Source organism: Streptomyces desertarenae, assembly GCF_042681365.1.
Classification (GTDB): domain Bacteria; phylum Actinomycetota; class Actinomycetes; order Streptomycetales; family Streptomycetaceae; genus Streptomyces; species Streptomyces desertarenae.
In genome coordinates this window covers 772641-794486 of sequence record NZ_JBHUFU010000001.1, presented here as the reverse complement: position 1 = coordinate 794486, position 21846 = coordinate 772641, and the positions used below count along the sequence as shown (strand labels likewise).

The 21846-nt window shown below is 72.5% G+C and carries 18 protein-coding genes and 1 tRNA gene; 13 read left to right on the top strand and 6 right to left on the bottom strand.

All coding sequences use genetic code 11. The annotated features are described in order from the left end of the window. Positions 1-876: 876 nt before the first annotated feature. Both ACFSJS_RS03535 and ACFSJS_RS03530 read left to right on the top strand, forming a co-directional pair. Entirely contained in the window at positions 877-1569 is a 693-nt protein-coding gene (locus ACFSJS_RS03535; protein WP_380896510.1) for a glycoside hydrolase family 11 protein, read from the top strand. 379 nt (positions 1570-1948) lie between these two features. After that, positions 1949-3232, top strand: a complete 1284-nt coding sequence (locus ACFSJS_RS03530) for an extracellular solute-binding protein (RefSeq protein WP_380896508.1) — start codon at positions 1949-1951, stop codon at positions 3230-3232. Between the two features lie 528 nt (positions 3233-3760). Here ACFSJS_RS03530 and phoU read toward each other — a convergent pair. After that, a complete protein-coding gene (gene phoU / locus ACFSJS_RS03525; protein WP_380896506.1) occupies positions 3761-4474 on the bottom strand; it encodes a phosphate signaling complex protein PhoU in 714 nt (237 codons plus the stop codon). Between the two features lie 225 nt (positions 4475-4699). Here phoU and ACFSJS_RS03520 point away from each other — a divergent pair, with 225 nt between their 5' ends. Then, entirely contained in the window at positions 4700-6163 is a 1464-nt protein-coding gene (locus ACFSJS_RS03520; RefSeq protein WP_380896504.1) for a sensor histidine kinase, read from the top strand. A gap of 5 nt (positions 6164-6168) precedes the next feature. Continuing rightward, a complete protein-coding gene (gene phoP / locus ACFSJS_RS03515) occupies positions 6169-6840 on the top strand; it encodes a two-component system response regulator PhoP (RefSeq protein WP_465269788.1) in 672 nt (223 codons plus the stop codon). Between the two features lie 114 nt (positions 6841-6954). On the opposite strand, the gene ACFSJS_RS03510 is transcribed toward phoP, so the two are convergent. Beyond that, positions 6955-7644, bottom strand: a complete 690-nt coding sequence (locus tag ACFSJS_RS03510) for a copper chaperone PCu(A)C domain-containing protein (protein ID WP_380896500.1) — start codon at positions 7642-7644, stop codon at positions 6955-6957. 600 nt (positions 7645-8244) lie between these two features. Here ACFSJS_RS03510 and ACFSJS_RS03505 point away from each other — a divergent pair. From ACFSJS_RS03505 to ACFSJS_RS03480, 6 genes are all read left to right on the top strand, one after another. After that, positions 8245-8727: a CarD family transcriptional regulator gene (locus ACFSJS_RS03505; protein WP_093658831.1), complete on the top strand. Its 483-nt coding sequence runs from the start codon at positions 8245-8247 to the stop codon at positions 8725-8727. 474 nt (positions 8728-9201) lie between these two features. Further along, complete coding sequence (ispD, locus tag ACFSJS_RS03500; RefSeq protein ID WP_380896497.1) at positions 9202-10008, top strand: 2-C-methyl-D-erythritol 4-phosphate cytidylyltransferase; 807 nt, start codon at positions 9202-9204, stop codon at positions 10006-10008. Then, a complete protein-coding gene (gene ispF / locus ACFSJS_RS03495) occupies positions 9998-10504 on the top strand; it encodes a 2-C-methyl-D-erythritol 2,4-cyclodiphosphate synthase (RefSeq protein ID WP_380896495.1) in 507 nt (168 codons plus the stop codon). The genes ispD and ispF overlap by 11 nt, the downstream gene beginning before the upstream one ends. Positions 10505-10645: 141 nt before the next feature. Beyond that, positions 10646-12049, top strand: a complete 1404-nt coding sequence (cysS, locus tag ACFSJS_RS03490; protein WP_380896493.1) for a cysteine--tRNA ligase — start codon at positions 10646-10648, stop codon at positions 12047-12049. Between the two features lie 122 nt (positions 12050-12171). Further along, a complete protein-coding gene (gene rlmB / locus ACFSJS_RS03485; protein ID WP_380896491.1) occupies positions 12172-13128 on the top strand; it encodes a 23S rRNA (guanosine(2251)-2'-O)-methyltransferase RlmB in 957 nt (318 codons plus the stop codon). A gap of 149 nt (positions 13129-13277) precedes the next feature. Further along, positions 13278-15041, top strand: a complete 1764-nt coding sequence (locus ACFSJS_RS03480) for a DoxX family protein (protein WP_380896489.1) — start codon at positions 13278-13280, stop codon at positions 15039-15041. Between the two features lie 200 nt (positions 15042-15241). Here the strand turns inward: ACFSJS_RS03480 and ACFSJS_RS03475 are convergent, their stop codons facing one another. From ACFSJS_RS03475 to ACFSJS_RS03465, 3 genes are all read right to left on the bottom strand, one after another. Beyond that, on the bottom strand, positions 15242-15982 hold the full coding sequence (locus tag ACFSJS_RS03475) for a nucleotidyltransferase family protein (RefSeq protein ID WP_380896487.1): 741 nt from the start codon (positions 15980-15982) through the stop codon (positions 15242-15244). A gap of 109 nt (positions 15983-16091) precedes the next feature. After that, complete coding sequence (locus ACFSJS_RS03470) at positions 16092-16502, bottom strand: hypothetical protein (RefSeq protein ID WP_380896485.1); 411 nt, start codon at positions 16500-16502, stop codon at positions 16092-16094. A gap of 303 nt (positions 16503-16805) precedes the next feature. Continuing rightward, a complete protein-coding gene (locus ACFSJS_RS03465) occupies positions 16806-17924 on the bottom strand; it encodes an ABC transporter ATP-binding protein (protein ID WP_380896483.1) in 1119 nt (372 codons plus the stop codon). A 192-nt stretch (positions 17925-18116) separates the two neighbouring features. Here ACFSJS_RS03465 and ACFSJS_RS03460 point away from each other — a divergent pair. From ACFSJS_RS03460 to ACFSJS_RS03450, 3 genes are all read left to right on the top strand, one after another. Continuing rightward, positions 18117-18192: transfer RNA gene (locus ACFSJS_RS03460), tRNA-Thr, on the top strand. 473 nt (positions 18193-18665) lie between these two features. After that, the gene (locus tag ACFSJS_RS03455; RefSeq protein ID WP_380896481.1) at positions 18666-19076 is read left to right on the top strand and encodes a hypothetical protein; all 411 of its coding nucleotides are present in this window, start codon (positions 18666-18668) and stop codon (positions 19074-19076) included. A gap of 705 nt (positions 19077-19781) precedes the next feature. Beyond that, positions 19782-20165: a hypothetical protein gene (locus ACFSJS_RS03450; RefSeq protein WP_380896479.1), complete on the top strand. Its 384-nt coding sequence runs from the start codon at positions 19782-19784 to the stop codon at positions 20163-20165. Positions 20166-20548: 383 nt separating this feature from the next. Here the strand turns inward: ACFSJS_RS03450 and ACFSJS_RS03445 are convergent, their stop codons facing one another. Beyond that, positions 20549-21550 (bottom strand): hypothetical protein, encoded by a 1002-nt coding sequence (locus tag ACFSJS_RS03445; RefSeq protein WP_380896477.1) that lies wholly within the window; start codon positions 21548-21550, stop codon positions 20549-20551. Positions 21551-21846: the final 296 nt, after the last annotated feature.

The window sequence follows — 21846 nt, the reverse complement described above, 5'->3', positions numbered from 1 at the left end:
TACGACGGTCCCGTCCGATTCGGGCGGCCCGCCTCTTCCTGAAGGCCGCAGCGGCCGCCTTGCGCGTCCGCCCCGACGCCTCGTACGCCTCGCCGGGCTCCGGTGTCGGGATCACACCGGCCGCGGCAAGCGCGGGCTTCCACGCGTCCTCGTCGAGTGCGCCGTGCCGGATGTGGCCGCCCGTCGGGACGGTGATGACCGGCCGCTTGGTCACGAACGGGCCGTTCGCCGTCCCGGGCACCACCGGCTGCGGCCTCCGGGGCCGTGTGCTCGACCGGGTCCTGGGCCTGCCGTCCGCGGCGGGGGAGAACGCCTTCGACGTGGAGGTCACGGCGGCCGTCCGGCCCTGTGCGCGGACCGGTTCGGTCGAGTGGTCGTCAGCGCTCCGAGCCGGCCGGAGCGGTTCGGGCCGCGCCGACCGCGGGAGGGCGGCCGGCGGTGGCCGTCGCCGACCGCCCTCCCCGCCCCACATGATCCGGAATTTCTCCGAAACTTTCGGTCCGAAGCGTCTTCCACTTCGTCGTCAAACCGAGGCGGGAATTGGCGCTCCTCAACCTCAACTGGCCAGTAAAGGCCGGTGAACAGGGGGAACGAGGCTCTGGGAAGTCCACCCCTCGGACGGTGCTTCCGTTAACCTTGCGGAAACCGTTGACAACTTGACGGGGTCAAGCCAACCTAACGCCATCGACAGGCCCCACCGCTGTCGAGCCGGATCGCCCACCGCGATCCGGTCCTCCGGTCGTCGGGCGCACGACGACCGGCCGAGCCCCGCTGTGTTGCACGACGTCGACGCACGGTCGGCATCCCCTGGCCACCGACGGACCCGCCGGGTCGCGTCGTGAGCCCGGCTTCCCGCAGCCCCCACGAGGAGGAAGCATGTACGAGGACGAGGACAAGGCCCCCGCCCGCCCGGTCAGCCGCCGAGGCTTCATCGGCGGAGCCGGCGCCCTGGCCCTGGGCGCGTCCGCCGGACTGGTGCTGCCCGGCACCGCCCACGCCCAGACCATCACCACCAACCAGACCGGCACCCACAACGGTTACTACTACTCGTTCTGGACCGACGGCGGCGGATCGGTCTCCATGACCATGGGGTCCGGCGGCAGCTACAGCACCTCATGGCGGAACACCGGGAACTTCGTCTGCGGCAAGGGCTGGAGCAACGGCAGCCGCAGGACCGTGCGCTACTCGGGCAGCTTCAACCCGTCCGGCAACGGCTACCTGTGCCTCTACGGGTGGACGTCGAACCCGCTCGTGGAGTACTACATCGTCGACAACTGGGGCACCTACCGGCCCACGGGAACGTACAAGGGCACGGTCACCAGTGACGGCGGCACGTACGACGTCTACCAGACGACGCGGTACAACGCCCCCTCCGTGGAAGGCACCAAGACCTTCAACCAGTACTGGAGCGTCCGCCAGTCGAAGAGGACGGGGGGGACCATCACCACCGGCAACCACTTCGACGCGTGGTCCCGCTACGGCATGCGCCTGGGCAACTTCAGCTACTACATGATCCTCGCGACGGAGGGATACCAGAGCAGCGGCAGCTCCAACCTCACGGTGAGCTGACGGGCGGTCCGGACACCCGGGTCCGGACCCCCCCGGAACACCGCACCTGCGGCGCGGCGGCCCCTGGCCGCCGCGCCGCGCTGCTGTCTGCCCGCGGCCCGGCCCCACCGGCCGGAGGCCCGCGGACGGGCCGGACGGCGGGCGGCCACCGGTGAGCGCACGCGCCCCCGGCTGTTTCGCCCGGTACCCGGGCGTTGGACTCGTTTGTGTATCGGTCCACCGTTCGGTCTGGTCGGAGCCTCCGCCGATCGTTACTTTTCAGCCAGCCTGTGAAGGCCCCTCCGAGGGCGCCATGCCCTGTTTCCCGGACAGATTCCCGGCTCGGCGCCCCTGTGGTGCCCGATCAGGAGCAATACCGGTTCAGCTGAGGGGTGGCACGATGCGGCGAAGACGGTTCCTGGCCCTGGCGACAGGAGTGGCCGGATCTATCGCCTGGACGGCGACAGGGTGCGGGGAGGGCGGGACGGCCCGTTCCGGGAGCGCCGCCCTGACGATGATCGCCACGGACTACGGGGGCGCCGAGGGGGACGGCCTCACCCGGGCGTACTGGAAGGAGGTGGTCGCCTCCTTCCGGAAGAAGCGCCCGGACATCGAGGTGGAGGTGGCCGTCCACTCCGCCAGGGTGGCCGAGCGGAAGGTCGCGGAGCTGGCCGGCAGGGGGGAGCCGCCGGACATCGCGCAGATCGCCTCGTTCGCCGGGCACGCGGCCGCGGGCCGGCTCCACGTGACCGACGAGGTGCTCTCCATCCCGGTCCAGGCCGACTTCGTCCCGGCCCTGGCCTCGGCGGGCGAGATGCGCCGCGTGCGGTACGCGCTGCCGTTCGCCGTCAACCTCCAGCTCCTCTTCTACAACAAGGCGCTGTTCACCGCGGCCGGCCTGGACCCGGAACGGCCGCCGCGCACCTGGGCGGAGCTGAGGAACTGTGCGCTCGCCCTCCGGGCCGCCGGCGTCGACGTCCCCTACGGACTCGCGCTCGGCTCCAAGGACGCGCACGTCGAGGCCATGACCTGGATGCTCGGCAACGGCGGCGGCTTCACCGGCGAGGGCGGCATGTACGCCATCGACGCGCCCGCCAACGTCCAGACGATGAGCTGGCTGCGCGACGAACTCGTCGGCACGGGACTGACGACCGCCAACCCTGCCCTCACCGGCCGCCAGGCGCTCTCGGGCCTGTTCGCGGAGGGGAAGGTCGGCATGCTCAACGGCAGCCTGTCGCTGATGCGGCAGGCCGACGCCGCGGGCATCGGGTACGGGATGACCACGGTGCCGGGCCGCACGGGCCCGTCGCGGACGACCATGGGGTCCGCCCACTGGATGCTCGCGTTCCGCAAAGAGGGGAACGACGAGGCCGTGGGCGCCTTCCTCGACCACGTCTACGCGGAGGAGAACCACCACCGGTTCGCCGCCCGCCACACCATGCTGCCGGTCACCGTCTCGGCGACGGAGCGGATGGCGCGCGACGCGGAGCACCGGCGGATGCAGCCGTTCCTGGACCGGCTCGGGACGGCCGAGTTCCACCCGAGCCACAAGGTCTCCTGGACCGCGGTCGGTGAGGAGATCAAGGAGCACATCGGGCAGGCCGTCCTGGCCGACGGCAGCCCGAAGGGCGTGCTGGGGACGCTCCAGCGCACGGCGGAGAAGGAGGACGCCGCCTCCCGGTGAGGGAAGTCCCCCCGGTGGGGGAAGTCCCCCCGGTGGGGGAGTCCCGGGTGCGGGAGCGCGGCGCGGGGCCCGGCCGGTGACGGCCGGGCCCCGCTTCGTCTCCGTGCGCTCCCCTGCGGAGCGGTGGCTCAGCAGCTGCCGCCGCACCTGCAGCTGCCGCCGGACTGGCACCCGCAGGAGCACCCCGAGCCGCAGCCGCACGCTCCCGGCAGGGGCGGCGCGGGCCGCGCGCCCTGGAGTTCCGCCGCCGCGGGGGGAGTCGGGAAGTCCGCCATGAGTCCTCCTCCGTGTCTCGCCGGCCGTCCACCGGCTCGCCTCGCCACCCATTGACGTCCTCCACCGGCGAGCGCGTCAACGGCGCGCGGTGGCGCGTGCCGCCTGCCCGCAAGCCGGGGGCACGCGGGCCTGGGCCGGGAGCGCTTCGAGGACCCCGGGCGCCTCCAGGGCGACGGATCCGCAGGTCGGGCGCGCGCCCCGCGGGCCGCACCACCCCCGTGTCCCCGCGCCCCCGCGCGGCGCCCCTCGGCGTCAGGCGCCGCCGGCCGCTCCGGCCCCCTGCTCCGCGCTCTCCGCGGCGGCCGCCGCGGCGGGGTCCACCTCGTCCGCGTAGTCGCCGGTGACCAGGTAGACGACGCGGCGGGCGACGGAGACCGCGTGGTCGGCGAAGCGCTCGTAGTAGCGGCCGAGCAGGGTGACGTCCACGGCCGTCTCGATGCCGTGCTTCCAGCGGTCGTCCATCAGGTGCTGGAAGAGGGTGCGGTGGAGGAGGTCCATCGCGTCGTCGTCCTGCTCGAGCTGGAGGGCCAGGTCGACGTCCTTGGTGATGATGACCTCGCCCGCCTTCGCCATCAGGCGCTGGGCGAGCTGGCCCATCTCCAGGATGGTCGCCTGGAGGTCGCGCGGCACCGCCGACTCGGGGAAGCGCAGCCGGGCCACCTTGGCGACGTGCTGCGCCAGGTCGCCGGAGCGCTCCAGGTCGGCGCTCATCCGCAGCGAGGTGACGACGATCCGCAGGTCGGTGGCGACTGGCTGCTGGCGGGCCAGCAGGTTTATCGCCTTGGTCTCCAGGTCCCGCTGGAGGTTGTCCACCTTCTCGTCCGCGGCGATGACGCTCTCGGCGAGATTGAGGTCCGCGTCCAGCATCGCCGTGGTGGCGCGGCCGATCGCGGAGCCGACGAGCCGGGCCATCTCGACCAGGCTGTCACCGATCGAGTCCAACTCCTCGTGGTAAGCGTCCCGCATGACTGTCCTTCCCTCGCATGACGTTCGCCGGGGACCGCGGGCCCTTCCGCGCGGCGCGCGGGCCCCCGGTTCTCCCCTACGCTCCCACGCTCCGTCCGAAACACGTCCGGCTCGGCCACCCCAAGTGAACCACCACCGACACCGACGTGAACTCTCGGAGACGTCTGTTCGAGCAGGCCCTCGAACGGCTGTGGGGACCTTCCGGAGCCCGCATAACCTGGACGCATGGACGTGAACGCGGCGGTCGCCGCAGCGGCAGCGGTCGCCGGGGTGTGCACCGGCGTGATCGCCATGCTCGCGTTCCGCTGGAGCGAGCGCGAGCAGGCCCGCCCCACGCGCAGCTCGCTGCACACCGAGGCCGTGCTGCCGCCCGGTGTGGACACCGTACTGTCCGTGCTCCGGTCGTCCGCGGTCGTGCTCGACGAGTCCGACGCGGTGGTCAAGGCCAGCTCGGCCGCGTACGCCCTCGGGCTGGTGCGGGGCGGGAAGCTGGCGGTGGAGCCGATGCTCCAGATGGCCCGCGACACGCGCCGGGACGGCGAGATCCGCCAGGTCGAACTGGACCTGCCGCGCCGCGGCACCGGGCGGGGCGAGGCGCTGGCCGTCTCCGCGCGGGTGGCGCCGCTGGGCTCCCGGCTGGTCCTGCTGCTGGTGGAGGACCTGACGGAGGCCCGCCGCATAGAGGCCGTCCGCCGCGACTTCGTCGCGAACGTCAGCCACGAGCTGAAGACCCCGGTCGGCGCGCTGTCGCTGCTGTCGGAGGCGGTGATGGACGCCTCCGACGACCCCGAGGCGGTGGAGCGCTTCGCCGGCCGCATGCAGAACGAGGCGACGCGGCTGACCAACCTCGTCCAGGAGCTGATCGACCTCTCCCGGGTGCAGAACGACAACCCCCTGGAGGACTCCGAGCCGGTCCGGGTGGACGAACTGGTGGCCGAGGCCATCGACCGCTGCCGCCAGGCGGCGAGCGCCAAGCAGATCACCATGGCCACCGGCGGCACCGCCGACCTGCACGTCTGGGGAAACCGCGGCCAGCTCGCCGCGGCGCTGGGCAACCTCGTCGAGAACGCCGTGAACTACTCCCCGTCCCGCACCCGCGTGGGCATCTCGGGGCGGCGGGTCGCCGCGCCGGGCGGCGACATGATCGAGATCGCGGTGACCGACCAGGGCATCGGCATCTCCGACAAGGACAAGGACCGGATCTTCGAGCGCTTCTACCGCGTCGATCCGGCCCGCTCCCGGGCCACCGGCGGCACCGGTCTGGGCCTGGCCATCGTCAAGCACGTGGCCGCCTCGCACGGCGGGGAGGTCACGGTGTGGAGCGCCGAGGGACAGGGCTCCACCTTCACCCTGCGCCTGCCGGAGGCGGCCAGCGCCCGGGAGCGGAGCGAGGCCGAGCGGCGCGAGAGGAACCGGCTCAGCGGTGCGCTGCGCGAGCCGGAGGAGTACGACGACGAGGACGACGGGACCGGCGACGGCGGCACGGACCCCGACGGCGGTACGCGTGCTCCGGACGGCGCGGGCCGCCTCGACGGCCCCGGCGATCGCCCCGACGATGGCGGTACCGGCGGAGCCGGCGCCGCCGGCATCCGCCCCCCCACGCTGCGCGAGCGTTCTCGCGGCAACCCCCGTACCCCCCACGATCCCAACGATCACCACTCTGATCCCGCCCCGGAGGTCCTCCCGTGACCCGAGTGCTCGTCGTCGAGGACGAGGAATCGTTCAGCGACGCACTGTCGTACATGCTCCGCAAGGAAGGCTTCGAGGTGGCCGTGGCGGCCACGGGCCCGGACGGGCTGGAGGAGTTCGAGCGCAACGGAGCGGACCTGGTGCTGCTCGACCTGATGCTGCCCGGCCTGCCGGGCACGGAGGTCTGCCGTCAGCTCCGGGGCCGCTCCAACGTCCCGGTCATCATGGTGACCGCCAAGGACAGCGAGATCGACAAGGTCGTCGGCCTGGAGATAGGGGCCGACGACTACGTCACCAAGCCCTTCTCCTCGCGCGAGCTGGTGGCCCGCATCCGGGCCGTGCTGCGCCGGCGCGGCGAGCCGGAGGAGTCGGTGCCGGCGGCGCTGGAGGCCGGGCCGGTGCGGATGGACGTGGACCGGCACGTGGTGACGGTCGGCGGCACCAAGGTCGACCTGCCGCTGAAGGAGTTCGACCTGCTGGAGATGCTGCTGCGCAACGCCGGCCGGGTGCTGACCCGGATGCAGCTCATCGACCGGGTCTGGGGCGCCGACTACGTGGGCGACACCAAGACGCTGGACGTCCACGTCAAGCGGCTGCGCGCCAAGATCGAGCCGGACCCGAGCGCGCCGCGCTACCTGGTGACGGTGCGCGGGCTGGGCTACAAGTTCGAGCCCTGACGGGCCCCGGTGTCCGCCGGCGCACCGCCGCGGCCGCCGGACCCGAGTGCGCAGCGGGGCCGCTCCCTCGAAGGGAGCGGCCCCGCTGCGCGTGTGCGGCCGGGGCGGCGCCGGTCAGTTCTGGCCGTCGTTCTCCTCGCCGCCGATCTCGCCCTGGGTGTCGTCGTCGCCGGAGTCGTTCGCGCCTTCGTCGGCCCCCGGCTGGTCGTCCTCCTCGCCGGATCCGCCGGGCGTGCCCGTGGCGGAGGGGTCCGGGGTGGCGGAGGGGCCCTCGGTCGGCTGGGCGGTGGGGGAGGGGGCGCCACTGGGGCCGAACTGGACCAGGGTGCCCTCCGCCGGGACGACGGTGGCGCGCAGCTCGATGCGGCCGGTCGAGCTGAGCTCGAAGGCCAGCTCCTGCGCGTTGCCGTTCGCGATGCCCGCGGCGGCGGGGTCCTCGATCAGTGCGGCGGCGTTGCCCTCACCGCCGAGGGCCAGGGAGCCGCCCGCCGGGACGGTCAGCTCCTGCCGGCCCTCGGCCGGGCTCAGCTCCACCTCCCGGCCGCCGACCGTGACGGACTCCAGGGTCTCGTCCTCGGTCCCCTCGTTGTAGATGCGGGCCGAGACGCTCGCGGGCCCTTCGCCGTCCTCGGACGTGATGACGTTGACGTTCCGGACCTTGATCTCGTCGACTTCGGCCGAGGCGTTGTCGAGGACGATGTCCAGGCTCTGGGCGTTCGGCCCGGCCCCGCAGGCGGTCAGGGACGCGATCGAGAGCGCGATGGCGCTGGCGGCGAGGGCGCCGCGTCGAAGGCTGCTGCTCACGGCGGCGGCAACTCCTTGCGGGTGGATGGTCTGATAGGCGGCCTCAGCGTACCGAGCCCTCCGGAGGCTTCCGCACCCGACCCGCCCCAGGGACGTCCGAGTGCCGCACTCCGGCCCCGCGCCGGTCCCCGTCCCGGTCCCCGCCGCGATCCGGCGGGGGCCGCGGGGACCGGTGGGGCGGCCGGCGCGGGGGGCCCGGGGGCGGGGAGGGGCCGAATATCGACTGCACGTCCGTGCGAACGATTACGCGCATTCCCGGGAAGTCCGCGGGAAGGGCGCACGGAAGCTTCACCGGAAATCGCCCGGCGGCCGCTCCCTCCCTCCGGTTGATCAATTCGGATGGCTCGTTCATCCGGATCGCAGATTCCGACAAAACGGACGTACGGGTGTTTCGGTCAACCTCTCCGGAGCGCTTGGGTGCGCGATTCCGGCCTCGCGAACACCCCCTCCCACCTGCGAATTCCCGGTCCCGCCGACACCCCGGAGCACGATCCGGGGGCTGTTGTCAAGCCCCGAGATATGCCCTGACCTGCGAAAACGCCATTCAGAAGAAGGCGTTCTCGTGTTACCCTGGATAGCCACGGAAGGGGTACCTGTCACATGACGTTCAAGGTTGGCGACACCGTGGTCTATCCCCATCACGGGGCCGCGCTGATCGAGGCCATCGAAACTCGCCAGATCAAAGGCGTGGACAAGACCTACTTGGTTCTGAAGGTCGCGCAGGGCGACCTGGAGGTGCGCGTACCGGCGGAAAACGCGGAGCTCGTCGGCGTGCGCGACGTGGTCGGCCAGGACGGCCTCGACCGGGTCTTCGAGGTGCTCCGCGCGCCCTACGCCGAGGAGCCGACCAACTGGTCGCGGCGGTACAAGGCGAACCTGGAGAAGCTGGCTTCCGGTGACGTGATCAAGGTGGCCGAGGTCGTCCGCGACCTGTGGCGCCGTGAGCGCGAGCGCGGACTGTCCGCGGGTGAGAAGCGGATGCTCGCCAAGGCGCGCCAGATCCTGGTGAGCGAGCTGGCCCTCGCGGAGAACACCAACGAGGACAAGGCCGAGACGCTGCTGGACGAGGTCCTGGCCTCCTGACCCCGACCCCCGGCGGACCGACCGACGAAAGGCGCGGCGCGACGCGAGCGACGCCCTGCCCGTCCCCCACCACCACCGTCCCGTCCGGTGACGGCGGCGCGGGCCGCGGGCGACGCGACGCGGCGGCCCCATGAGCCGCGGACCGTGGACACCGCCGCAGTGCCCGGATGACGACAGCCGTGCGGACGGCGGGTCCCTCACCGGGTGCTGCGGTGTGTCGGCCGCGGTACGCCGACTGCGGTTGCCTGCTGCGGCGGACGGAAGCCCCGGAGACGCCGGCGGGGACATCCGGCGGCCGCCGTGCGCACCGCGCGGCGGACGGCGGTGGGATCCCGCACCCGCCGGCGGCGGAACGCCGGCCCCGGGCGGCCGCACGACCGGCTCGTCACGGAAGGGGCCGATCGGGGCGCCGCGCCCGGCACGCTGTGTGCCATACCCACCTCGGCCGAGGACACAAACCTGAACGTGCAACCGATGCCAGAAGAAGAGACGCCCGCCGTTCCGGCGGGCCCCGGGTCCCCGGCTCCCGCCGACGCCCCCCGCACCGCCGTGGTGATCCCGGCCGCCGGCCGCGGGGTACGGCTCGGCCGCGGCGCCCCCAAGGCGCTGCGTCCGCTGGGCGGCATTCCGATGCTCGTCCACGCCGTGCGCGCGGTGGCCCGTGCCCGCACGGTCCGCCTCGTGGTCGTCGTGGCCCCGCCGGACGGCGCCGCGGCCGTCCGCACGATCCTGGACGAGCACCCGCTGCCCGACTCCGCCGGCGCCACCGACGTGGTGGTCGTCACCGGCGGCGCCACGCGCCAGGAGTCGGTCGCCCGCGGCCTGGGGGTGCTCACCGACGACGTCGACGTGGTCCTCGTCCACGACGCCGCCCGGCCGCTGGTCCCCGCGGAGACCGTCGAGGCCGTGGTGGCCGCCGTGCGGGACGGGGCGCCCGCCGTCGTGCCCGCGCTGCCCGTCACCGACACCGTCAAGCAGGTCGCGTCGCCCCCCGGCGGTGCGGCGGGCGCTCCCGAGCCGGTGGTGGCCACCCCCGAGCGCTCCCTGCTGCGCGCGGTGCAGACGCCGCAGGGCTTCGACCGGGACACGCTCCTGAAGGCCCACGCCCAGGCCCCGGCCGAGGGCGAGGGCGCCACCGACGACGCCGGCCTGGTGGAGCGGATGGGCGTCCCGGTCGTGCTGGTGCCCGGCCACGAGGAGGCGTTCAAGGTCACCCGCCCGCTGGACCTCGTCCTGGCCGAGGCCGTGCTCGCCCGCAGGAGGGCCACCGATGGCTTCTGAACCGGCGCCCGCGGCACCCCCGCTCCCCCTGGTCGGGATCGGCACCGACGTGCACGCCTTCGAGGAGGGCCGCGAGCTGTGGTGCGCCGGCCTGCTCTGGGAGGGCGAGACCCACGGCCTGGCCGGCCACTCCGACGGCGACGTCGCCGCCCACGCCGCCTGCGACGCCCTGTTCTCCGCCGCCTCCCTCGGCGACCTCGGCGCCCACTTCGGCACCTCCCGCCCCGAGTGGGCCGGCGCCTCGGGCGTCACGCTGCTCGCCGAGGCGGCCCGCATCGTCCGGGCCGAGGGCTTCGGGATCGGCAACGTGGCGATCCAGGTGATCGGCGTGCGGCCCAAGATCGGCAAGCGGCGCGAGGAGGCGCAGAAGGCGCTGTCGGCAGCGGTCGGCGCGCCCGTGTCCGTCTCCGGCACGACCACCGACGGGCTCGGCCTGACCGGCCGCGCCGAGGGGCTGGCCGCCGTCGCGACCGCCCTGGTCGTCCGCCGTCCCTGACGGGGGCGCGCCCCGGCCGCCGGACCCGGCGGGCCGTGCGCGCCCGAGGCGGCCGGGGGAGGCGGGCGGAGCCGGACACCGGCGCCGCCCGGCACGCCGCCCGGCGCCTCGTTCCGCGCTTTTCCTACTACCCTTGGGCCCGTGACTCTTCGCCTGTACGACACCAGCGCCCGGCAGATCCGTGACTTCACCCCGCTGACACCGGGCTGTGTCTCGATCTACCTGTGCGGTGCCACCGTGCAGGCGGCCCCCCACATCGGCCACATCCGGTCGGGGCTGAACTTCGACGTCATGCGCCGCTGGTTCGAGTACCGCGGCTACGAGGTGACGTTCGTCCGCAACGTCACGGACATCGACGACAAGATCATCGCCAAGTCAGCGGAGCAGGGGCGGCCCTGGTGGGCGATCGGCTACGCCAACGAGCGCGCCTTCAACGACGGCTACGCCGCGCTCGGCTGCCTGCCGCCCACCTACGAGCCGCGCGCCACCGGCCACGTGCCCGAGATGATCGAGATGATGCGCGCGCTGATCGACGCCGGCCACGCCTACGCCGCCGACGGCAACGTCTACTTCGACGTGCGCTCCCTGCCCGGCTACCTGTCCCTCTCCAACCAGGACCTGGACGACCTGCGCCAGCCCTCCGGCGAGGGCGAGACGGGCAAGCGCGACCCGCGCGACTTCGCCATGTGGAAGGCCGCCAGGCCCGGCGAGCCGAGCTGGGAGACGCCCTGGGGCCGCGGCCGCCCCGGCTGGCACCTGGAGTGCTCGGCGATGGCCCACAAGTACCTGGGCAGCGCCTTCGACATCCACGGCGGCGGCGTGGACCTCGTCTTCCCGCACCACGAGAACGAGATCGCCCAGGCGCGCGCGTACGGCGACGAGTTCGCCCGCTACTGGGTGCACAACGCCTGGGTGACGATGAGCGGCGAGAAGATGTCCAAGTCGCTGGGCAACTCGGTGCTCGTCGGCGAGATGGTCAGGCGGTGGCGGCCCATCGTGCTCCGCTACTACCTGGGCACCCCGCACTACCGCTCGACCATCGAGTACAGCGAGGAGGCCCTCCGCGAGGCCGAGGCCGCCTTCGGCCGGATCGAGGGCTTCGTCCAGCGGGCCGTCGAGCTGGCCGGGTCGGTGGAGCCGGCCGCGGAGGTGCCCGAGGAGTTCGCCGCGGCGATGGACGACGACTTCGGCGTCCCCCAGGCGCTCGCGGTCGTCCACACCACCGTCCGGCAGGGCAACGCGGCCCTGGGCGACGGCGACAAGGAGGCGGTGGCCGCCGCGCTGGCCGGGGTGCGGGCGATGCTGGGCGTGCTGGGTCTCGACCCGCTCGACCCGCACTGGGCCGGCGGCACGGGCGACGGGCGCGGCGAGGAGCTGCGCGGGGCCGTGGACGCCCTGGTCGGACTCCTGCTCGAACAGCGCCAGGCGGCGCGGGCCCGGAAGGACTACGCCACCGCCGACGCCATCCGCGACCGGATCCAGCAGGCGGGCCTGGTGGTCGAGGACACCCCGTCCGGGCCACGCTGGGAGCTGGGCTCGCGGTAGCCCGGCCGGACAACCGCAACCGCAACCGCACCGCCGGCACAGACAGAAGTACCCGTGTGCGGGGCCGCGCCCGAGAACCGGACCGCGGCCCCGCCGGCAGCAAGAAGAGATGAGTGATCCCGATGGCCGGGAACAGCCAGCGTCCCAACCGCCGCACGTCCAACAAGAAGGGCGCGCAGGTCGGCAGTGGCGGCAAGCGGCGCCGCGGCCTGGAGGGCAAGGGCCCCACGCCGCCCGCCGAGATGCGCAAGGGCCACGTGAGGAACCGCATGGCCAACGCCAAGGCCCGCCAGGCCGCCCGCCGCCCCGCTCCCCGCCGGGGCGGGGGCAGGGGCAGCGCCGAGCTGGTCGTCGGCCGCAATCCGGTGGTCGAGGCACTGCGCGAGGGGGTGCCGGCGAACACGCTGTACGTGCAGCAGTTCATCGACAACGACGAGCGCGTGCGCGAGGCCCTGCAACTGGTCGCCGACCGCGGCGGCATCAACCTGATGGAGGCCCCGCGGCCGGAGCTGGACCGCATGACGGGCGGGCTCAACCACCAGGGCCTGGTCATGCAGATCCCGCCCTACGAGTACGCCCACCCCGAGGACCTCTCCGCCGCCGCGTACGACGCCGGCGAGGACCCGCTGATCGTCGCCCTCGACGGCGTCACCGACCCGCGCAACCTGGGCGCGGTGGTCCGCTCCGCCTCCGCCTTCGGCGGCCACGGCGTCGTCGTCCCCGAGCGCCGGGCCGCGGGCATGACCGCGGGCGCCTGGAAGACCTCCGCGGGCACCGCCGCGCGCACCCCGGTCGCGCGGGCGACGAACCTCACCCGCGCCCTGGAGGCGTACCAGAAGGAGGGCCTGTTCGTGGTCGGGCTGGCCGCCGAGGGCGAGGTCGAGCTCCAGGACGTGGCGGCGCTCGACGGCCCGCTGGTGATCGTGGTCGGCAGCGAGGGCAAGGGCCTGTCGCGGCTGGTCGGCGAGACCTGCGACCTGCGGGTGCGCATCCCGATGCCGGGCGGTGCGGAGTCCCTCAACGCGGGCGTCGCCGCGAGCGTGGCGCTCTACGAGGCGGCCCGGCGCCGGCGCGGCTGACGGTCGGCCGTCAGCCGGCCGGTCCGCGTCCCGCCGTCCGGAGGGGGCCGGGGCACGCGGCCGGCCGCCGTCGTGGACCTTGACGGGCCCCCGACATAAAGGGACCGTTCAGGCAGTGTCCTATGCGTCCGTCACTCGGTTAGTGGAGTGTGGACACCAGAACACCCCGCGGTTTCTTCGACGACGAGCCGGCGCTGAGCACGGTCAAGGTGCCCAGCGACCCGGCCGAGGTCGTCGTCAACCACGCGAGCTTCCGGGTGGAGTTCGCCTCGCCGCCGTCCCCCTCCCCGGGTCTGGGGCCGGTCCGCGTGCCGGCCGGCGTCGGGGCGGTCGGGTCGGGTGCCGGCGCGGGCGGCACCGCCGTGCTGACGGCGGTGCGCGGCGCCACCCCGGTCCGCCGTCCGTCCGCCGGGCGCCGGGCGCCCGTGGTGTGGAGCGGCCGCACGCAGCCCGGTGACGGGGCCACCCGGCTCCTCCAGGCGGTCCGCGCGGGCCGCGGGTCCGGCGGCGCGGTCGGCTTCGGCGGGGACGAGCCGGACGACACCACCCGGGCGCTGCCGCGCGTGGTGCCGCCGGCCATCCCGAGCCAGGGCGGCGTCCGGCACACCACGGTGCTCCCCGCCTTCGACGGGGACGGGGAGACGGTCCTCACCCCCCGCGTGCACCGGACGTCCGAGCGCCCCCTGCTCGACGGTGTGCGCCCTGCCGAGGGCGCGTACGACCTCCCCGAGGAGCCGTACGGGCCGGCCGCGGACGGCGGCTACGGCGGCTACGGCGAGGACCATGACGGCGCCTACGCGGACGGTTGCGCCGACGGCTGCGGCGGGGAGGAGTCGGCACGCCGCCGCGAGGCCCCGCGCCACGGCTACTACCCCGACCGCCGCATCAACCTCGGCGTGGTCCTGCTGCCGCTGCGGATCCTCCTCGGCCTCATCTCGATCTACGCCGGGATGGGCAAGCTCTGCGACCCGGTCTACTTCGACGGCGGCGACCGCGGCTCACTGGTGGTCTGGCTCCGCTCCCTCCAGCCGTGGGCCGCGGCCGAGCCCCTGCGGGACCTCGCCCTCGCCCACCCGGTCGGGTCCGGCCTCTGCGTCGCCTTCCTCCAGATCGTCGTCGGCGTGCTGACGATCCTGGGCCTGTGGCAGCGGGCCGCAGCCGGTGTCGGGGCGCTGCTGTCGGCGGCCCTGATCGTCACGGTGAGTTGGCGCACCGTCCCGGTCTACGAGGCGCCGGACATCATCTACCTCGCCGCCTGGAGCCCGCTGCTCATCGCGGGCGCCCCCTACTACTCGCTGGACGCCCGGCTGGCGGGCGAGGCCTGGCGGACGCTCGGTCCGCGCGCGGAGGTGTGGGAGCTGCGCAAGCGGGTGCTGCGCCGGGGCGCGGTCGTCGCTGCGGTCGTGCTGGGCCTGTCGCTGCTGGTCGGCTCGGTCATGGGAAGCGCGGTGCGCTCCGCGCGGCTCGACAGCGTGCCCCGGCCCGGCGACCCGCTCACCAACAACCAGCCGGGCTCGCCGCTGCCCACCAGGACCGGTGGCGGCCCGAGCCCCTCCACCCCGGGCCCGGCGAGCGGCACCCCCACCCCGGGGAACCGCACGGCGCCCGGCCCGTCCACCCCCTCCGGCCCCGGCTCCACCGCCCCCAGCGCGGGCAGCACCGGCAGCGGCACCCCGGACTCGCCCAGCCAGCGGCAGACGGTGGAGGCACCGCCGCAGCGGCCCGAGGTCCCGGTCGCGCCCCAGCCGCAGACCCCGACCGGCTCCGGCGGTACGGGGAGCGGTTCCGGCGAGGCCGGAACGGTCGGCGGGGAGGACGGCGGCGACGCCGGCTCCCCGGGCGGCACCTCCACCTCCGGGGGCGGCAGCGGCGGAGGCGACGGCGAGGGCGCGCTGGGCGGTCTGCTGGGGTAGGGCCGGCGCGGCCCGCGGCACCGCGGCCGCCCCCCTCTCCTCCCGTCCCGCCGCCCTCTCCCCAGAGCAGCGTCCGGGGGTCCTCCTCCTCCCCGGCCCCCGGGCGCGCCGTTCGCGGTGCCGCCCGCCCTGACCCGCCCTGACCCGCCCTGGGACCGTTCCGGCCCCGGCCCGCAGCGCCCCCGGGTGCCCGGAGGGCCTCAGCGGTGGCTCTGGGCGGCGAGCTCCCGGGCGGCCTCGCTGAGGTCCTTGGCGGTGTCGATGGCCCGCCAGTAGGCGCCCTGCGGAATCGGGAACCCCGCCAGGGCGCGCTCGCGCGCCAGTCGGGGGAAGGTGGTCCGCTCGTGGTCGCCGCGGTCGGGCAGCAGCGCGGTGAAGGGTGCCGAGAAGACGTAGACGCCCGCGTTGATCAGGTAGGGGGAGGGCGGTGCCTCGATGAAGTCCAGGACGTGCCCGAACTCGTCGGTCTCGACCGCTCCCCAGGGGATGCGGGGCCGGGCCAGCGCGAGGGTGGCGGTGGCGTCGCGCTCGGCGTGGAAGGCGGCCATCTCGCGCAGCGAGAAGCGCGTCCAGATGTCGCCGTTGGTGGCGTACCAGGGTTCGCCGGGGCGGGGGAGGGAGGCGGCGGCGTGCTTCAGCCCGCCGCCGCGGCCGAGGGGCTCCTTCTCGACCACGGTCGTCACCCGCAGCGGCAGTTCGGCGCCCTCCAGCCACTCCTGGAGGACCTCGGCGAGGTGGCCGCAGGAGACGACGGCGTCGGTGACGCCCTCGGCGGCCAGCCAGGCGAGCTGGTGGCCGATGATCGGCGTTCCCGTGCCGGGGATCTCGACCATCGGCTTGGGACGGTCGTCGGTGTACGGACGGAGCCGCGATCCCTGGCCACCGGCCAGGACCACGGCCTGCGTCGGGTACGTGTGGGCGAACTGGGCGTCGAGAGTCATGCCGTGACGATATGCGCAGCCGACCCCGCGTCCACCCGGTGCCCGCCGCCCCCGCGCCTCCGGGCGCCCGCCGGCCCGGCGGGCGCCCGGAGACACGGGGACGGCGGGGTCAGCGGGCGGCGGCGACCCCGGCCGCGAAGGAGGTGTCGCACACCGGGCGCGAGTAGGAGTGGGCGCGGACGGCGCCGTACTTCTCCACGGCGGCACGGCCCAGGGCCCCGGCGATGGAGGCGCAGTGCCTCGCCAGCGACGGCCTGCGGTTGACCTCCTTCTGCAGGCTCGTCAGCGCGGTGCCCGGGTCCTCCCGGCGGAGTTCGGCGACCAGGCGGTCGCGCAGCGCCTCGTGCGGGGCGCGGGGCCTGCCCTCCGGGGCCGTCCGCTCGGCGGAGGCGGTGAGCATCCGCGTCCCCGACGGGGTGGCCCAGGGGACGTAGGTGACGGCGAGCGTCCCGGACAGGACCAGGACGACCGGAAGGACGAGGGCGAGAGTTCGGCCGATGCGGCGCGCTACCTGATTCACTGCTGGAGTCTTCCTCGCGAAGGGCGGATGGAGCCCGCTTCAGGGGCGGTTGCGATGGTAGCGAGGAGTGGTGATTTGGCGACTTTCGGTCACCCCTGCGAGTGAAGGATCCGGCATATCCCCAGGTGCGGCCGAGGCGCTGTGTTGACGTGCCAACCCCTCGCCGGCATACGGGAGTCGAGGGGGAACACGGCGAGGGCCCGCACGGCCGCGGGTGCGGACGTACGGGCCCTGGGACGGCCGTGTGGCGGACACCGCGGCGGGAGCGGCCCCGCCGCGCGCCGGGACGCCTCGCCGGGGCGCTCAGTCGCTCAGGCGCTCGCCGGTGGAGGTGGAGAACACGTGGGTCTCGCCGACGTGCGGCACCACGTGGATCGTCGAGCCCTTCTCCGGGATCTCGCGGGCGCCGACGCGGACGATGAGGTCCTTCGGCTCGCCGCCGACCTCGGCGGTGCCGTAGACGTAGCCGTCGGCACCGAGCTCCTCGACGACGTTGACGGTGACGGCCAGGCCCGCGGGCGCATCCTTGGACAGCCCCGCACCCTCGCCGCTGACGACGTCCAGGTGCTCGGGGCGGATGCCGACGGTGACGGTCTTGTCGCCCTTGCTCGACGCCTCGGCGAGCGCTTCGCGCTCGACCGGGACGACGCTGTTGCCGAACTTCACGCCGCCGTCGGTGATCGGCACCTCGACCAGGTTCATGGCCGGGGAGCCGATGAAGCCCGCGACGAAGAGGTTCGCCGGCTTGTCGTACATGTGGCGCGGGGCGTCGATCTGCTGGAGCAGCCCGTCCTTGAGCACGGCCACCCGGTCGCCCATGGTCATGGCCTCGGTCTGGTCGTGGGTGACGTAGACCGTGGTGATGCCCAGGCGGCGCTGGAGGCTGGCGATCTGGGTGCGGGTCTGGACGCGGAGCTTGGCGTCGAGGTTCGACAGCGGCTCGTCCATGAGGAACACCTGCGGCTCGCGGACGATCGCGCGGCCCATCGCCACACGCTGCCGCTGACCGCCGGAGAGCGCCTTGGGCTTGCGGTCCAGGTACGGGGTCAGGTCCAGGATCTTCGCGGCGTCCTCGACCTTGGCGCGGATCTGGTCCTTCGGCACGCCCGCGATCTTGAGCGCGAAGCCCATGTTCTGGGCGACGGTCATGTGCGGGTAGAGCGCGTAGTTCTGGAACACCATGGCGATGTCCCGGTCCTTCGGCGGAAGGTGGGTGACGTCCCGATCACCGATGCGGATGGCGCCGCCGTTGACGTCCTCCAGGCCCGCGAGCATGCGCAGGGAGGTGGACTTCCCGCAGCCGGAGGGGCCGACGAGGACGAGGAACTCGCCGTCCTCGATCTGGATGTCGAGCTTGTCGACGGCGGGCTTGTCGGACCCCGGGTAGATGCGGGTCGCCTTGTCGTACGTGACCGTGGCCATGGTCCGTTGTCTCCTTCACCGGCAGGAACGTGCCGGACGATCCGAGTAAAGGTCGCGTTGCACGTGTGTGAACGTGTGCGAACGTGCGCTGACGTTAACCCGGAGGGGTGCCTCTTGTCAGTACTTCACACCGGGAGAACTCGGGCGGCTCCGCCCGGGGAGTGGGTACACTGCGTACGCGCCACCGCGCAGGCCGCCTTAGCTCAGCTGGTAGAGCGCCGCTCTTGTAAAGCGAAGGTCGTCGGTTCGAACCCGACAGGCGGCTCCACGCCCGAGCAGCGAGAACGCCCCGGACCATGATCGGTCCGGGGCTTCCGACATCCGTCTGACATCCACAGGTGACATCGACGAGGGCGGTCACCCACGGTCGGTGCGCCGCAGGCCGGCCGGATCCGCGATCCGGAGGAAGGACCGGTTGGGGTCCCCCGGCTCGACCGGACGGCCGTGCGGGCGCGGAGCACCCACGAGGGCGGCGGCAGCTCCGCGTCCTTCCGCCGGGCCGCCGCACGCTGCCGCATCCGCCACCGGCTACGGCGACGGGACCGCCCACCTCCAGCCACGTCATCGGGTCCGGCACGGCCCAGGCCCTCCACCGCGGCCGGGACGGCGCCGGGCATCACGCTCACTGCCGCTCTGGACCGGATCACTTCGAGGACGGATCCCAGTCGCCGAATTCCATGGCAGGGGGGCCGGCGCGTGCTGTCCTGATCTCCCGTACCGCCATGTCCTACGCTCCATCCCATGGTCATCAAGTGGGGGGCGTTCGTCCTGCTCGTACTCAGTGCGGCGGGAACAGCCTGGGGGATCGCGGACTGGATCGACGTCGCCGACTGTGCGGCGGGACGCCGCCGCTGCGATACGGAACCGGGGAAGCAGGAGCACAACGGCAGGAACATGCTCCTGGTCCTCGGCGGGTCCCTGGCTCTGTGCCTGGGCGTCGTCCTGGCGGACCGCGTACGGGATTGGCGGCCCACGCTCGGCCTGCCTGCGGGGGCGCTCATCGGCACCGCGGTCGCCTTGTCCATCAGCCGGGAAGCGGGGATCTGGATTCTCGTGGGCGTGCTTCTGGCCGTCTGCGCGGCCGTACCGATCGGCCTCCACCGGTGGACAGCCGCAGGGCACGGAGCCGGGCCGTCGTCCCCAGCCGGCTGATCTCGTCCCACCGTATGTGATCACTGAGTTCCCGCTTCTCGGACATGGTTCCGGTATCGCGTGGGAGCGTTCGGGCGATCGGTTCGTCCTCGGCGATGCGGAGTGGCCGGTGGCGTCGGTGACGGGTTGCTGGAGGAGCGGGAGGCTGCTGTCCGGGTCCGGGTGGAGGAGCTGCAGGCGGAGGCAGACCGGATTCCGTCCGAACACCGCTCCGGAGAGGAGCGACCGGCGAAGGCACTGTCGGAACAAGGGGCGCCGGGGCGGTCGGCCACCGGGCTTCGACCGTGAGATCCACCGTCGCCGCAACACCGTCGAGCGGCGCGTAAACCGTCTGAAGGGCTTCCGTGGCATCACCACCCGGTACGGCAGGACCGCCGTCTCCCGCGAGGCGGCGGTCCGCACGGCCTCACTGGTGCTCCGGGCAAGATCACTTTCAATGCAGACCCCGGCGGACTGACGCCCGCGCGTATGCGCTGCGGCTTCCGGCGCATCCGCCCCAAGACCGCCTGCCCGGCCCGGGCACCGGAAACCACCGGTCCCGGACCAGGAAGTCGACCACCTCACGGCCCGCCGCACAGGCCGAAGGTCACGTCAGCAACCCGAGCGTTGAGGGAAAGCACAGCGCGACCACGGCATCTAGCCCCCCTAGACGGGAAAATCTACCCGGGCTAGACTCGCCGTCACGTCCTGAAGGAGGCGTTGAGTATGGATCTTCCCAAAATCGTGGCCCATCGGACCGAGGGCGGGTGGATGCTCACAATGGACGGTCTCGCCCCCGCCTACGTTCGCCGACTGAGCGAAGCAGCAGACTGCGGACGTGCGCTGATGAAGGCCGCCGGCGTACCCGGAGCCGATAACGGCATCCAGCTCACGGTCGACCTCGGCGACGAGCTCAACCAGCGTGTCAAGGCTGCAACCCAGGCAACCGTCGATGCCCGCAAGGCCCAACTCCGGGCAGCGGTAGAACTTCGGCGAACGGCGTCAGCCCTCAAGAGTCAGGGCCTGACCGGCCGGGACATCGCTCACGTCCTGCATGTCTCGCCCCAACGCGTTTCTCAGCTGCTCGCCCAGTCCACCGCCGAAGGTTAGGGATCAAGCCGGCGCCGACCAGTACGCGCCGCGAGCCGATGGAAGCCGCCTGCCGAGACGTGCTCCACCGCCTCTGTTGATCAGGGACTCATGGGGTTCTCGTCCAGGTGCAGCGGACGTGCGGGCCGCCGAAGTAGCCGCAGGACCTCCTGCGCCGACGGCGACAGATGCCGCGCGTCCTCCACCAGATCGCTCGCACTCCTACAACTACCCAGAACCCGAACCGTTTCTGGTCAATAGGACACGGTATAAAGCGGGTTTCGCAGGTTCGAATCATGCCGGGGGCACAGTGAGAAGGGCCAGCTCAAAAGAGGTTCCTCCCGAGCCAGTCCTTTGCTGTTCCAGGTGCCATACCACGCATGCAACACCGACGGCAGTTAACGTTACGCCAGCTCGCGATCAACCTGATGGAGATAACTGAACGGGTGCCCATTCCTCGCCCGGAACAGCGGACGGACCTCACGGGTAGCGATATTGAACCCTATGCTGCCTGCTATGCCTGCCACCCAGGCGAGATCAGGGACAACCAACGCGCCCACCGCAGTTGTAGCCACTCCCACCGTGACTGAGATGGACCTCTGCACCCAGGCCATACGGCTGGCTTGAGCAGCCGCCTGGTAGTCTTCGCGCGCTTGTTGTAGCGCCACTCGCATGCGTTCCAGCACGTCGGCCGGGTGCTCCCATTCGCGGCGCAAATCGCTGAGCATGGTCTGAGTGACACCCATCAAACGTTCCCGCTCGTCGGCATACCTGTCACGAAAGGCCAGTACCTCTGATGTGGTGGTGCCCGGTGCTGGCATGGGCAGCAGACGGCCAAGCTCAACTCGCCAGGCTGCTACACCGAAGCCAGCAGCCATCGGCCGAAGCGACGTCTCATGGGCGAATCGTTGATCGGTGTACGGCGTGTAGGCGCGAGTGTTAGTCGTAAAAGCCACTTCCTGTGCCAGTGTGCCGAGTAATAGGAGGCGCACCTCCCTAGACACGGCCAGGCCGGCACCACGCCACCTCGCCGAGCTCTCAAGCCTACGCCCCAAACCTAACCGGATGATCTCTTGTTCCAAAAAGTGGCCGAGTTTCGAGCGGAAGAGAAAAGCATCCATGACAGAAATATGAGGACTAGGCGACCCGGCAGCAAGATCACGAAGTTCCCGGGTCAAGACTTCAAGATGAAGCATGTCGCCGAGTGGCTGGCGGTATTCAGTGCCGAGGACGATGGGATGGTAGAGCCCTCGTTCCCTGAGATCCTTCAGCTCATCCGAGACTGCATCCTCGTATACCTCTGGATCCATCGGCACCACGGACGCCATGTCGTCCCAGTACAACAACGCCTGGTGCAGGACCGCTTGAGGCGGTCTTACCAAAGGGTAGTAGAGCAGCGTAGGCATCGGTTTCCCCTTCCAACAGGGTGATCCACCGTAGTGGACCCTCAGAGCCGTCACCACGAGACGTGACCTGTAGGACAGAACTGCGCGGTCGGCAGCCAGCAACACCCACCCGCCCTCATGTGTGAGCCACGTTCAAGCTGCCGAGTACGACCGGCTGAATAACTTCCCTGAGGGCTGCAGTACAGCAGCGAAGTACATAACCACCCCGGCCGCCGCCAACCGCCAATGTACACAGGTGGCCTCCCGACCAGTCCACCTACCCAGTAGTTCGGGACGAAGAGCTCCCGTGCCACAGT